Genomic DNA, 13271 nt, shown 5'->3' on the forward strand with positions numbered 1-13271 from the left:
GTTTTGTTGTTAAGAGGTGCCGCTCATGAACTTTCTAAGAATGTTAAGTAAGCTGGTTGTGGGCGTAATGTTTGGCCTGCCTATTGCGGTTGTCGCAGAAGACACAGATATCTTCCTGGCTAATCCTAATTTGGCCACGGGGCGAACCAATCTATTGCTGGTGCTAGACAACGCTGCCTCAAACAATAGTAATGTGACCTTGCTGGATGGGGTGAGCACAGGCAATAAGTTAGAGATGCTGCGGCAGGTTTTGAATAATATGGTGGATCCGCTTAATTCATCCTACTTTCCTGCGTGTACGATTACTCTAAATGCCGATGGCAAGGAAGTAAGTCGGGCACCGGCTGAATGTGTTACGCGAGCCGAAGTTCAAGAGCTGGTAGAGGGTGTTAATATTGGTCTGATGATCGCCAACCCCTCTGGGAGCGGAAAGGGTGGCTATGTCCGTTATCATGTTAGGCCAATGGATGTCGCCGCAAATCGAACAAATTTGCTGGCTAAAATAAATCCATCGATTCCGACAGCAAATAATGCGCCTTATGCTAAATCCATGCATGAGGCCTATTTGTATTATGGTGGCAAGCCTAATGCTTATGTTGGCTTTGACAGCGATCAGTACGATGTGGGGGCCAAGTCAGGCGATGGGTATGTAAGCCCAATTACCGACGGCTGTGGTAGGAATTTTATTTTATTTATAGGCAATGGTGGGCCTGACTCTGGCGAGGAAAACGATACCACTAAGTTGCTGGGTGGGGTTGGGGCTACGGCGGTACAGCCGAGCGGTATTCTGGTAAGCGATCCCTTGGCGTTTACACCATCAAACTTTTCCAGTAGCTGGTTTGATGAGTATGCGCGTACATTGTTTAAACGTGATATCGGGCCGCCCATAGGGACGCAGAATGTAGTTACTTATACTATTGCCGTGCAGAATCCAGCTGACAATAATTACAATACTGCGCCGGTGAGTAGCTCGCGGGAGTTGCTTAAAAGTGCGGCTAACGTAGGTGGCGGAAAATACTTTGAGGCAAGTAACGGCCAGCAAGCCATGAAAGCCTTTGTTGATGCTCTGCGTGGTATGCAGCCAATAGATAGCGTATTTGCCTCGTCGACACTGCCGGTGAGTGTGAATGTGCGTGGCGAATTTCTTAATCAGGTGTATATGGGCCAATTCCGCCCTGATGAGGGGGCCGGGCCGCGGTGGCCGGGTAATTTGAAGCAGTATCTGCTGGCCAAGGATGTTAATGGAAATCCCGTGCTGTCGGATAGCAGCACTCCTGACGCGCAACCTGTGCAAGATAAAGTGAACGGTTTTTTGCTGGATGATATAACCAGTTTTTGGACGTCCGCCTCCAGCTATTGGCAGTTCGGCCCGCTGGGTAATCCCCCATCGGCAAGTGATGCGCCTGATGGTTCTGTGGTAGAGAAGGGCGGCGCTGCTCAGCGTATGCGCACTGCGTTTGCGGCCAGTCAGGCGGCGCGCAAGCTGTACACCTGTAATGGCTCCTGCAGCGCGGGAACAGACCTATCCGATACATTATTTAGTACGGCCAACACTACACTCGTTGCCGCCTTGGGTGCAGACCTGATCAACTGGGTCCGCGGTGCGGATAACAAGGATAATGAGGATGGCAATGGTATCAGTACCGATGTACGCGCTCGGCTTCATGGCGACTTGGTGCACTCGCGCCCGGCGGTGGTGAACTATAACCGTAATGGCGATGACCGCGATGTGATGGTCTTTTACGGAACCAATGAAGGTATCTTTCACGCGGTCAAGGGCGGTCAGGATCCATCAGACGGTCTTGAGCAGTGGGGTATGGTATTTCCCGAGCACTTGAGTCAGCTTAATCGCTTGCGTGAAAATTCACCGGCTATTTCTGCTGTGGCGCCTAAGCCGTATTTTGCCGATGGGCCAACATCGGTCTATCAGTTGGACGCCAATTCCGATGGCAAGTTTGAATCTGTTGTAGGTGATAAGGCTTATCTCTATATCGGTATGCGTCGAGGGGGGCGTTTTGCTTACGCATTGGATGTCAGTAATCCAACGGCACCAAAACACCTCTGGAAAATTGATAACACTCAGCCCGATTTTTCTGAGTTGGGGCAGACCTGGTCTACCTTGCGGCCAGCGAGAATCAGAGCGTCAGCCAGCGATCCCGTGCTCATCTTTGGTGCTGGGTATGACCCGGAGAATGAGGACGTGCTCCCGGCGGGTGTAAATAATAAAGGCCGGGGTATATTTGTGGTGAATGCGCGTACCGGTGTCTTAATCAAGCATATACAGCCGGCGGGTATGGGCAGTGTACCGGCTGATGTGACATTAGTTGATCGCGATAGTAACGGTAAGTCGGACCGTATTTATAGCGTAGATACCAAGGGTAATCTGTGGCGTACTGATATTGATGATGCCAATCCTGCTAATTGGCAAACCTTCAATCTGGCGTCTCTCGCTAGCACGGGCGTTGATGCGCGTAAGTTGCTCTATCGTCCTGACGTTGTGTTGGGTGACGACTTTGACACTGTTCTTGTCGGGAGTGGCGACAGGGAACACCCTTTCGATACCACAATTGAAAATCGCTTTTACATGCTCAAGGATGACAATACCGGCTTAACCGGTGGGCTGCTCTGTGCCGATCCCGTTACCCCGCCGGCACTAGAGGCTAAGCGCGCCTGTACGGAAGCGGATTTGGTAAACCGGACCGGGAGTACCGATCCATTGCCCCTAGCGGCGCGTGGTTGGTTTGTTACGTTGAGCGAGGGGGAGAAGGTAGTCAGTGACTCTATAACCGAAGATGGCGTGACGTTCTTCAGTACCAATAGACCCTTGCCTGCATCTCCGGGTGTGTGCACTAGTAATTTGGGTGGCGCCCGGATTTATGCAATTGGCTTCGATTCGGGGCTGGCTGTTTATGATTTCAACCTGGACGGTATCTTGGATCTGTTTACTGATATCCCTGGCGGCGGATTTCCACCGCCACCGGTGCGTGCCCAGGTTCCAGACTTGCCGCCAACCATTTGCTTCGGGCCTTTTTGCATACCGCCTGTACCTGGATCGTCAAGTACTGAGCGCTATCGTACGCACTGGTATATAGAGCAATGAGCGAGTCAATGGTTATGGGGGCAGGTCAATGTTCGCTCGGCGTGAGAGTTAAGGCTATGCCTGTTCGATCGCTCGCTTTCACTTTGGTCGAGTTGTTAATTGCCATTGCGATATTTGCGGTTCTCATGGGCGTAGCTATCCCTGCGTATAACGACATGACGCTTGGCAGCAAGCTGCGCTCCCAGGCCAACGATCTGGTTGCGGGAGCGGTGCTGGCACGCAGCGAGGCGATCAAGCGTAATCAGACGGTGACGCTTTGTGCCTCCAGCGATGGCGCAACCTGCACTGGTGCATGGGCGGATGGATGGGTTGTCAGAAGTTCTGGAGGGGCAGTGATTCAGGTGCATGAAGCGGCTCCCAACGGTTTCCTGATCAACTCGGCGGAAACCAGCTTCACATTTCAGCCTACCGGTGTCGGCGTTACTCCGGCGCCGGCTGACCCGACCTTTGTAGTCTGTCGCGCCACACCTAGCGTGGGTAGCCAGGAGCGTGTCGTTACTATCAGCTTGACGGGACGCACCTCGGTCGATCGCACCAATGTCGCGAGCTGCTCGTAGCCTGAACAGTAAAGCTGAGCCAGTGTAGATAGTTGCTCTGGCGGTAATCCGATTCGACGCAATGTCGATTGTGTAGAGCGGCTGGCTAAAGCTGTGCCGCCCTCTCGCTGCCTTGGCTTCCTACTGGAGATTAGTCAGTCTCCAATGCCCTTCGTTTAAACAGTACAGCGTCAGCCGCCGCATAGTCGCATGGGTGGCTGCATTGCGTTGCCTGTCACACTCCGATGTGTGGCGATGTCGCAGTTCTTCGGAATAAAAATTCAAAACGAGCGTACCAGTAGGTATAGTCCCGAGGCGCAAAATTACCGTTAGTCGGTGATTTTTGACCGTTTGTCCATGGATGGGCGTTTAGAGGGGAGGGAGCGGGCGGTTCTGCGCGCCATACACGATGACATCTATGGAGTGGATGCGATGTCGCAGAAAGGCTTCACGCTGATCGAGCTGATGATCACGCTGGCAGTGCTCGCGGTGCTACTTGGCTTGGCGGCACCGAATCTCAGCCAGTTGTTGCGCAGTAATCGGGCCGCGACTGAAATCAATTCCTTCTCGGGAATGTTCGCCTATGCACGCCGCGAGGCTGTGCAGCGTGCCCAGACCACCAGGTTGCAGGGGCCGCTGGCGGCTGACGGCAGTTGGCAAGTGCTCAGGCATGCCGATGCCGCCGAGCTGCAGGTGTTCCCTGCCTTGTCTTCCTACAGCGTCAATCCGGCGGGCCTGAAGACGGTCCTGTTCGATTCGCAGGGTCAGTTGATCAGCGGTGCGGCGGTCACTTTCGATTTGCTGGTGAAAGACCCCGAGCTCAACTGCGCCACCTTCAATCGCACGGTGGTGGTTGAGTTGTCCGGTGCGGCCTCCGTCAGAAAGAGGGGCTGCTAATGGATAGGCAAGCGCAGCGAGGCGTCTCGCTGATCGAGGTGCTGGTCTCGGTGCTGGTGTTCTCCGTCGGCTTGCTGGGGTTGGCCGCGATGCAGCTCAACTCGCTGAAGGCCAATCAGACGGCCACGGTGCGTTCCCATGCGACCTTTCTCGCTTACGAGATGGGCGACCGTATGCGCGCCGCACGCGGCGATGCGCTGGCCGGCTTCTACGTCATCGCGGTAGGTGCCGAGTTGCCGTGCAATCCGGCGGCGGAGGCCTGCCTGCCATTTCAGCGCGACCTGGCCGAGTGGCGTGCCAACCTGGCCCAGCAGTTGCCCAATGGCGATGGCGGCGTGGTGCAGAACGGCGATCAGTTCACTGTCATCGTGCAGTGGAGTGAGGAGCGGGTGCAGGGCAGTGCGGCCCAACGTTTTTCCTTCGTGACCCGGATCTGACGGAGTGTCTATGCAGTCTCAGCGAGGCTTGAGCCTGATCGAACTGATGGTGGCCATGGTCATCGGGTTGGTGATCAGCGGTGCAGTCCTGCAAGTGTTTATCAGCAACAAGAACACCTTCCTGCTGCAGAACGCCAGCGGCCACCTGCAGGAAAACGGCCGATTTGCCCTGCAGTACCTGGCCGCCGAGATCCGCCCGGCCGGTGTGGGCATGGGCGTGCGCTTACCGGAAGAGAGCATCTGTGTGGTCGCCACCAATGGGGCCGCGAGCGAATGGAACGCGATGAACCGACCCATCTGGGGGCAACGGATCACGGCCATTGGCGCCTTGGGTGCCGTGGGCAGCGACCAGATGGCTCTGTTCATCAATGACAACTGTGGGGCGTTCCTGACCGCGGGAGAAATTCTCAAGCCCGGCGTCAACGCCAATATCAAGGTCACCGGTTATTGCCCGAGCATGCAGCAGAATCGCGCGGTGATGGTCATGGATGTAGAAAAAGCCGTGATCATCCGCGTCAGCAACAAGCCTAACGCCACTGGCAGTGGCGTGGTGACGCTGACTCATGCGGCCGGCAATAACGACAAGGACGCCGAGTGTGGCGGTTTCAAGTTTGCCGACATTGCCTTCACCGATCCCGCGCGGGTCGCCGGCTTCAGCAGCAAGATCTTCTATGTCGCCGAGACCGGGCGGACGGGGACTGCCGGGCAGGCGATTCGTGCGTTGTTCGTGCGTGACGTGTCGACGATTCCGGCGCAAACCATGGAAGTCGTCGAGGGCGTCGAGTCGATGCGCACCCGCTATGGGGTCGCGGCGGCGAGCGGAGTCGGTGTGCAGGACTACCTGACCCCGGCCGAGGTCGAGGCTGCCAATCGCTGGGGCGATGTGCGCACAGTGAAAGTCGACTTGCTGATGGTCAGCGATGGTCGGACACCCGGCGCGCAGGAGCAGGTGATCGAGTTTGATGGCATGGCCGTGGTGGCGGATGGGCGAATGCGTCAGGTGTTCAGCACCGTGGTGGCGCTACGTAACCGAATCGATTAGCGAGGCAACGGATGGGCAGGCAAAAACAGGGGATGGCCAGGCGACAACAAGACGGTGCGGTGTTGTTGTTCTGTCTGGTGATGTTGCTGGTGTTGACGATGATCGGGGTTTCGTCCATGTCCAACAGCACACTGCAGGAACGCATGGCCGGCGGTGCGCGCGATTACAACCAGGCGTTTCAAGCCGCCGAGGCCTCGTTGCGGGTGGGCGAAGACTATGTCCGCCAGCAGGTGGAGGCGAGTACCGACCCGAGCTTGCTGTTCCAGGCTGCCAGCGCCTGTCCGGCAGTGACCGCCGCGCAATGGTCGCCGCCCGCCGAGCTGATCGGCAAGCCGAGGCAGCCGGACTGCGCGGTGAGCAACTTCTACGGCAACTCCGGCGGCCCCACGTCCTATGTCTGCGAGACCGATGGTTCGATCGCCGAGAACCGCGCATTCGACTGCCTGAGCCGTACCTATCTGTTCAATGTCGAGGCCACCGGCTATGGCAGTGGCGATCTCGAAGTGCGCCTGCGCTCCACCGTTGCCATCGCTATTCGCGGTCAGAATTGATCAGAAGGATGCTGAGATGAAGATGTCGAAACACTTGTTCGCCGCTCGTGCGCTGTTTGCCGGCTTGCTGACGTTCGCGGTCAGCCAGAGTGCCCTGGCCGCTTTCAGCCCTGCGCAGGTGCCCTTGAGCCTGGGCGGTCAGGTAGAGCCCAATGTCATGTTCCTGCTGGATGATTCCGGGTCGATGCGCTGGGGCTTTATGCCCGATGAACTGCGTCCTTCTTATCTGGACGTGAATCAGCGACCCGCTTCCAGCAGCGGCTGCCGGGATCGTGGCAGTTACGCCGGAACCGATACCCACTTCTGCAGCGAGACGGGCCATCGTTACCTGGTCTCCAGTAAGCTGAACACGATTTATTACAATCCTGATGTCAGTTACCTGCCGCCGATCAAGGCAGATGGGACCCGCTCTAGCGATGCCGTCTTCAGCTCGGCCTATTTGGATGGCTACGCCCAGTCGGGTACGGCAATCAACCTGAGCAACAACTACCGGGCGATCATGGATGATTTCTACCGGCCGTCCCGGGATGGATACAAGGGTTTCGTGGTCGGACCCGCGTCCGGCTCCAGCAGGGCGTTCTACTATTCCTTTATCAGTGGCTGTGGCAGCAACACCGCCGACTCTTGCTATCAGCGGGTCTCGCTGCCGAGTTCCGCTGCTGCCGAGCAGAACTTCGCCAACTGGTTTTCCTACTATCGTACCCGTCTGATGGCGGCCAAGGCCGGCGTCAGCGATGCCTTTGCCAAACAACCCGGCGATATTCGGGTTGGCTACGGCTCCATCAACCAAGGTTCCGCAACCGTGGATACGGTCGGCACTACTACCGTTAAGCGTGGGGTGCGGCGCTTCGAGGGTAGCGGGCGAACGGACTTCTATAGCTGGTTGTTCGCCACTCAGGCCAATGGCGGTACACCGCTGCGTCAAGCACTTGGCGATGCTGGAGAGTATTTTTCCCGACAGGACCAGAATGGTCCCTGGAGTTCGACTCCAGGGCTGGCGGGCGGCGAATCCTTCTCCTGTCGGCAGAGCTATACGATTCTGACCACCGACGGTTATTGGAATGGCGATTCCGCCTCGGCGGGTGATGCACAAAAGAACGTGGACAACCTCAATGGCCCGGCCATCACCGGTCCCGACGGGCAGTCCTACCGCTATGCGCCTAAGTCGCCATTCAGCGACAGCTATCCCGACACCCTGGCCGATGTGGCCATGTATTACTGGAACCGCGACCTGCATTCCGGGTTAGACAATCGGGTGCCGACCAGTCCGGCCGACCCCGCTTTCTGGCAGCACATGGTGACCTTCGGCGTTGGCCTGGGTGTCAGTGGCTCGATTGCGTCTAAAACCGGGTTCGATGCCGTCAAGACTGGCGCTGTAATCAATTGGCTGGATCCCCGGCCAGATGCCAACAGCGCTGCCAAGATCGATGATCTGCTGCATGCCGCGATCAATAGCCGCGGCGATTTCTTCAATGCCCGGGATCCTCAGCAGTTCGCCACGGCCTTGGGCGATACCCTGAGCTCGGTCGCCAATCGCACGGGGTCGAGTACGGCCGCGGTGCCGACGGCTCGGCGTCTGGACAGCGACACCCTGGTCTACGAGGCGCTTTATTCCAGCGCCGATTGGTCCGGCAAGTTGCTGGCGAAAAAGCCAACGCAGACCAGTACCGGCATCGATTTCAAGCAGATCTGGGAGGCGAGCAGCCAGTTGAGTTACCCGGCGCGGCGCTTGTTCTCGCATGATGGCAGTGCTGGTGTCGCCCTGTCCTGGGGCAGTCTGGCGGTGCCCATGAAAGCCCATTTCGACAATAGCGAAGCACTGTTCGAGTATTTGATGGGCAGTCGCGTCAATGAGGCGCCGGCCGGACTCAAATACCGCAAGCGCAGCAGCGTGCTCGGCGATATCGTCAACTCCACCCTGGTCATCGCCAACAAGCAGGACTGGGGCTTCAATGGCCGTGTGCCGTTGCCGGCCAGCGGCCAGACGTACGCCGAGTTCGTCGCGGCCAAGGCGAGCAAGGCGCCGACCTTGTTCGTCGGCGCCAACGATGGCTTCCTGCATGCATTCAACGCCAATGCGGGCAATGAACTGTTCGCCTACATGCCCAATGGCGTCCTGCCTGCGATCAAGGCGCTGGCCAGCAGCGATTACAAGCACCGCTACTACGTCGACGGCAAACTGCATGTGCGCGATGCCGTCCTCAATGGCGGCTGGAAGACCGTGTTGCTGGGCAGTCTGGGCGCGGGTGGTAAGAGCGTGTTTGCCCTGGACGTGACCGATACCAGTGGCGCCGGGTTCGGCGCGGGCAAGGTGCTTTGGGAGATCAAGGACGACGCCGACCTCGGTTACAACTTCGGTGAACCCCTGATCGGCCGGATGAAGGACGGTAGCTGGGCGGCGATCTTCGGCAATGGCCATGGCAGCACCAATGACGACTCGGTGTTGTTCATCGTCGACCTGGCCAGCGGCGCGGTAAACAAGGTCAGGGCGGGCAGCGCGACCGGCGGGCTGGCCAGCCCCTCCTTCGTCTATGCGGCAGATGCCAGTGGCAACATCTATGTCAAGGATGTCTATGCCGGCGATCTCGGCGGCAACCTGTGGAAGTTCAACCTCAAGAGCACTGGTGACGGGGTGGACGACTTCCAGGTCAGCCTCAAGTCGGGCGGGCAGCCGGAGCCGCTGTACATCGCGGCCGATGCCGCGGGCAAGCGCCAGCCGATCACGGTCAAGCCGGAAATCGCCTACCACCCCGGCGGTGTGGTCAAGGGGGTGATCGTCTATTTCGGTACCGGGCGCATGTACACCGCCGGCGATGCGAGCGACACGAGCGGGCAAACCTTCTACGGCATCTGGGACAAACCGAACGGTGCGGGTGACTCGATCGCCTTCAGCGGTCGAACGGAACTGGAAGGTCGCTCCATCCTCTTCGAGGGGCCGGCGTTCGGCCGTGAGGTGCGGGCCCTGGATGCGCCGACAAGCCCGGATGGCATCGACTGGGCGAGCAAGCGCGGCTGGTATCTGGACCTGCATTCCCCGGTTCTGGGCGCGCAGGGCGAGCGGGTGATCTTCGCCCCACGGATTCTGCTCGACCGCCTGGTGTTCGAGACGGCCATTCCTTCGGCCGATCCCTGCCAGGCCGGTGGGTCCGGCTGGACCATGGTGGTCGATCTGGCGACGGGGGGGCGTTTGCCCTATGTGCTGTTCGATATGAACAAGGACGGCAAGTTCGACGCAGCAGACAGCATTGTCGACGCCGATGGCAACCCGCTGCCGGCTTCCGGCATAGGTTCGAGCGCCGGTATCCCGACCGGCTCGTTCGACCTGCTCGACGGCAAGAAGTACTGGCTCTGTCGCGGCACCGGTATCGACGATTGCGTGCCGGCGGCCAACACCCTGAACATCATCGAAGGCCGCCAGTCGTGGAACCAGATCCGATGAGCAAGGCGAAGGGGTTTACCCTGATCGAGCTGATGATCGTGATCGCGGTGATCGGCATCCTCGCCGCCATCGCCTACCCGAACTACACGGAGTATATGAACAGGGCCAAGCGCGCCGAGGCCAAGACTGCGCTGCTGGCGGGGGCGCAGGCGCTGGAGCGTTATTATTCGCTGCAGGGCTCCTATCTGGATGCGGGTGGCGATCTGGCCGCGGTATTCGCCAGCCAGGTGCCGGATGCCGGTACGGCTAACTACACCCTGGCGGTGCAAGGTGTAGCCACCGCGACCTCCTTCCTGCTGCAGGCCACGCGCGTCAATCGCATGGCCGGCGACCCCTGTGGCGACTTTCGGATTGCCCACACTGGTGCGCAAACGCTGAACGACGCAAGCCGCACCGTGCAGGCGTGCTGGTAGAAATTTAGCGGGCTTATGACGTATAACGGGCCGCCTTTGCGGCCCGTTTTTTTGGAGAACTTATGCGAGTGGTGATGGTGGGGGGTGGCGCTATCGGCTTGTTGTCGGCGCGTTTGTTGGCCGCGGCCGGTGTCGAGGTGTGCCTGCTGGATCAGGGCGCGGTGGGTGGCGAGTCGTCCTGGGCCGGCGGCGGTATCGTTTCACCACTCTACCCCTGGCGTTACAGCCCCGCGGTGACGGCCTTGGCGCACTGGTCGCAGGATTTCTACCCGCAGTTGGGGGCGCAGTTACTGGCCGACACCGGCATCGATCCCGAGGTGTATGTCACCGGTCTGTACTGGCTCGATCAGGAACAAGCCGCGCCCCTGGCGTGGGCCGCGCGTGAACAGCGGCCGATGCGGGCGGTGCCGGTCGAGGCGGTGTATCGGGCGGTGCCGGCGTTGGCCAAGGGCTTCTCGCAGGCGCTGCACATGCCGGATGTGGCCAATGTGCGCAATCCGCGCCTGGTCAAGGCCTTGCGCGCGGCGTTGACGCAAATGCCGAATGTGACCGTGCATGAGCAGTGTGCGGTCTCCGGGTTCATCCGCGAGGGCGAGCGGATTTGTGGGGTGCACACCTCGGCCGGCGAGATGCGTGGCGATCGCGTCGTGGTTGCCGCCGGCGCCTGGAGTGGCGAGTTGTTGCGCAGCCTGGGCATCGAGTTGCCGGTCGAACCGGTGAAGGGGCAGATGATCCTCTACAAGTGCGCCGAGGATTTTCTCAGCAGTATCGTGCTGGCCAACGGGCGTTACGCGATCCCCCGCCGCGATGGCCATATCCTGATTGGCAGTACCCTCGAGCATGTCGGGTTCGACAAGACGCCGACCGAGGAGGCCCTGGCCAGCCTCAAGGCGTCGGCGGTCGGGCTGTTGCCGGCGTTGGCCGATGCCGACGTGGTCGGTCATTGGGCCGGCTTGCGCCCAGGATCACCCAAAGGCCTGCCCTTTATCGGCCCGGTGCCGGGGCATGCAGGGCTCTGGTTGAACTGCGGCCATTTCCGCAATGGCCTGGTCTTGGCACCGGCCTCCTGCCAGTTGCTGACCGATCTGCTGCTCGCAAATGAACCGATCATCGATCCGGCCCCTTACGCGCCAGAAGGGCGTTTGGGTTGAGGAGGCGGTGTTCGCTGCTTTTGTAGGAGGGCCGCCCCGGCGCGATGCTTTGGCTTTCGCGGGTTCCCATGCTCTGCATGGGAACCCGCGTTCAGGACGCTTGGCATGGATACGAGCATTAGACGGGTGAGCCGGGCGGCGATCCGCGCCAGCCCAGCAGTGGTCGTACGAATCACCGGATAATTAATCACCTGACTCGAATAAGCCTCCCGCGTGATCCGTGGAGTGCTCCTTGCGGCGTGGATCTCGCGGATGCATCCGGGTCGCTGTGATGGGTATCGCTACGCTCCACGCCATCCTACGGGTTGGCGGTCTGGGGCCTTTGTAGGAGTCGGTTGAGCGCAGCGATACCCATCGCCAGCCGCTCAATCGATGCCCAGTTTCTTCAGCCGGTAGCGCATCGAGCGGAAGCTCAGGCCCAGGCGTTGGGCGGCGGCGGTACGATTCCAGCGGGTTTCTTCTAGGGCTTGCATGATCACCTTGCGCTCGATGTCTTCCAGGTGATCTTCCAGGTTGTCGATCTGCGCGAGGCTGGCATCGCCGTTTTCGCTGGTGCCGCAGGCATCGGCCAGGCGCAGGTCGTCGGCAGTGATCCGGTCGTCTTCGCACAGGGTGTAGGCGCGTTCGAGCATGTTCTCCAGCTCGCGTACGTTGCCGGGGAAGCGATAGCTCTTGAGCTTGTCCAGCGCCTCGCTGTCGAGCCTGGCCGGGCTCAGGCCGGGGCCTTCGGCCAGGCGCTTGAGCATCACCTCGGTCAGCTGGGCGATGTCTTCGCGCCGCTCGCGTAGCGGTGGCACGCGCAGTTCGATGACGTTCAGGCGGTAGTAGAGATCCTGGCGGAAGCGCCCCGCGGCGACTTCGGCGGCCAGGTCCTTGTGCGTGGCGCAGAGAATGCGCACGTCGACCACCAGTTCCTGCTGGCCGCCGACCGCGCGTACCGCTTTCTCTTGAATCGAGCGCAGCAGCTTGACCTGCATCGGCAGGGGCAGGTCGGCGACCTCGTCGAGAAACAGGGTGCCGCCATTGGCCGCCTGAAACAGGCCCTGCTTGTCTTCGATGGCACCGGTGAAGCTGCCCTTCTTGTGGCCGAAGAATTCGCTTTCCATCAGCTCCGACGGGATCGCGCCGCAGTTGACCGGCACGAACGGCTGTTCGCTGCGGCCGCCCTGCTCGTGGATCAGGCGGGCGACCAGTTCCTTGCCGCTGCCGGATTCACCGCTGATATACACCGGTGCCTGGCTGCGCGCGAGCTTGAGGATCTGCTTGCGCAACGCCTTCATGGGCGGTGACTCGCCGAGCAGGCGGCTGTCCACCGGCAGTTCTTCGCTGTCCGCCGAGCGCAGGCGCAGGGCGGTGGCCACCAGTTCGCGCAGGCGGCCGAGGTCGACCGGCTTGGTCAGGAAGTCGAAGGCGCCGGCTTTCAGCGCGTTGATCGCGGTGTCCAGGCTGCCGTAGGCGGTGATCATGGCCACCGGCACCTGCGGATGGCGCTGCAGAATGTGCTGCACCAGGTCCAGGCCGGTGCCGTCGGGCAGGCGCATGTCGGTCAGGCACAGGTCGAATGGCTCTTTGGCCAGCCACTCGCGCGCTTCCTTGACGTTGCGGGCGCTGCGGGTGTCGAGCTTCATGCGGCCCAGGGTGATTTCCAGGAGTTCGCGGATATCGGGCTCATCGTCGACGATCAGGGCTCTCTGGCGGGTCATGG

At 60.0% G+C, this 13271-nt stretch carries 10 protein-coding genes; 9 read left to right on the forward strand and 1 reads right to left on the reverse strand.

Annotated elements, in window-relative coordinates:
• The first annotated feature begins 25 nt into the window (after positions 1-25).
• The 9 genes from PH586_RS01785 (at position 26) to thiO (ending at position 11566) form a co-directional block, all read left to right on the forward strand.
• Positions 26-3100 carry a pilus assembly protein gene (locus PH586_RS01785; protein WP_271346053.1) on the forward strand — a complete coding sequence of 1025 codons (3075 nt, stop codon included), beginning with the start codon at positions 26-28 and terminating at the stop codon, positions 3098-3100.
• Positions 3097-3657, forward strand: a complete 561-nt coding sequence (locus tag PH586_RS01790) for a GspH/FimT family pseudopilin (protein WP_271346054.1) — start codon at positions 3097-3099, stop codon at positions 3655-3657. Before PH586_RS01785 ends, PH586_RS01790 begins: the two co-directional genes overlap by 4 nt.
• 315 nt (positions 3658-3972) lie before the next feature.
• Positions 3973-4533, forward strand: coding sequence for a GspH/FimT family pseudopilin (locus PH586_RS01795; protein ID WP_271346055.1), 561 nt, complete (start codon positions 3973-3975; stop codon positions 4531-4533).
• Positions 4533-4970: a type IV pilus modification protein PilV gene (gene pilV / locus PH586_RS01800; protein WP_271346056.1), complete on the forward strand. Its 438-nt coding sequence runs from the start codon at positions 4533-4535 to the stop codon at positions 4968-4970. Before PH586_RS01795 ends, pilV begins: the two co-directional genes overlap by 1 nt.
• 10 nt (positions 4971-4980) lie before the next feature.
• Positions 4981-6012, forward strand: coding sequence for a PilW family protein (locus PH586_RS01805; RefSeq protein WP_271346057.1), 1032 nt, complete (start codon positions 4981-4983; stop codon positions 6010-6012).
• Positions 6013-6044: 32 nt separating this feature from the next.
• A complete protein-coding gene (locus tag PH586_RS01810) occupies positions 6045-6563 on the forward strand; it encodes a pilus assembly PilX family protein (RefSeq protein WP_271346058.1) in 519 nt (172 codons plus the stop codon).
• 16 nt (positions 6564-6579) lie between these two features.
• A complete protein-coding gene (locus PH586_RS01815) occupies positions 6580-10002 on the forward strand; it encodes a pilus assembly protein (protein ID WP_271346060.1) in 3423 nt (1140 codons plus the stop codon).
• Entirely contained in the window at positions 9999-10415 is a 417-nt protein-coding gene (locus PH586_RS01820) for a type IV pilin protein (protein ID WP_271346061.1), read from the forward strand. Before PH586_RS01815 ends, PH586_RS01820 begins: the two co-directional genes overlap by 4 nt.
• 62 nt (positions 10416-10477) lie before the next feature.
• On the forward strand, positions 10478-11566 hold the full coding sequence (gene thiO / locus PH586_RS01825) for a glycine oxidase ThiO (protein WP_271346062.1): 1089 nt from the start codon (positions 10478-10480) through the stop codon (positions 11564-11566).
• Positions 11567-11931: 365 nt separating this feature from the next.
• Here thiO and PH586_RS01830 read toward each other — a convergent pair whose 3' ends face one another.
• Positions 11932-13269 carry a sigma-54-dependent transcriptional regulator gene (locus PH586_RS01830; RefSeq protein WP_271346063.1) on the reverse strand — a complete coding sequence of 446 codons (1338 nt, stop codon included), beginning with the start codon at positions 13267-13269 and terminating at the stop codon, positions 11932-11934.
• Positions 13270-13271: the final 2 nt, after the last annotated feature.

This window comes from Pseudomonas aestuarii (assembly GCF_027988105.1).
GTDB lineage: Bacteria > Pseudomonadota > Gammaproteobacteria > Pseudomonadales > Pseudomonadaceae > Aquipseudomonas > Aquipseudomonas aestuarii.

Excerpts from the sequence above, each read along its gene's own strand:
- PH586_RS01790 (WP_271346054.1), top strand. The coding sequence starts at position 3,097 with ATGAGCGAGTCAATGGTTATGGGGGCAGGTCAATGTTCGCTCGGCGTG.
- thiO (WP_271346062.1), top strand. The coding sequence starts at position 10,478 with ATGCGAGTGGTGATGGTGGGGGGTGGCGCTATCGGCTTGTTGTCGGCG.
- PH586_RS01830 (WP_271346063.1), bottom strand. The coding sequence starts at position 13,269 with ATGACCCGCCAGAGAGCCCTGATCGTCGACGATGAGCCCGATATCCGC.
- PH586_RS01785 (WP_271346053.1), top strand. The coding sequence starts at position 26 with ATGAACTTTCTAAGAATGTTAAGTAAGCTGGTTGTGGGCGTAATGTTT.
- PH586_RS01815 (WP_271346060.1), top strand. The coding sequence starts at position 6,580 with ATGAAGATGTCGAAACACTTGTTCGCCGCTCGTGCGCTGTTTGCCGGC.
- pilV (WP_271346056.1), top strand. The coding sequence starts at position 4,533 with ATGGATAGGCAAGCGCAGCGAGGCGTCTCGCTGATCGAGGTGCTGGTC.
- PH586_RS01805 (WP_271346057.1), top strand. The coding sequence starts at position 4,981 with ATGCAGTCTCAGCGAGGCTTGAGCCTGATCGAACTGATGGTGGCCATG.
- PH586_RS01820 (WP_271346061.1), top strand. The coding sequence starts at position 9,999 with ATGAGCAAGGCGAAGGGGTTTACCCTGATCGAGCTGATGATCGTGATC.
- PH586_RS01810 (WP_271346058.1), top strand. The coding sequence starts at position 6,045 with ATGGCCAGGCGACAACAAGACGGTGCGGTGTTGTTGTTCTGTCTGGTG.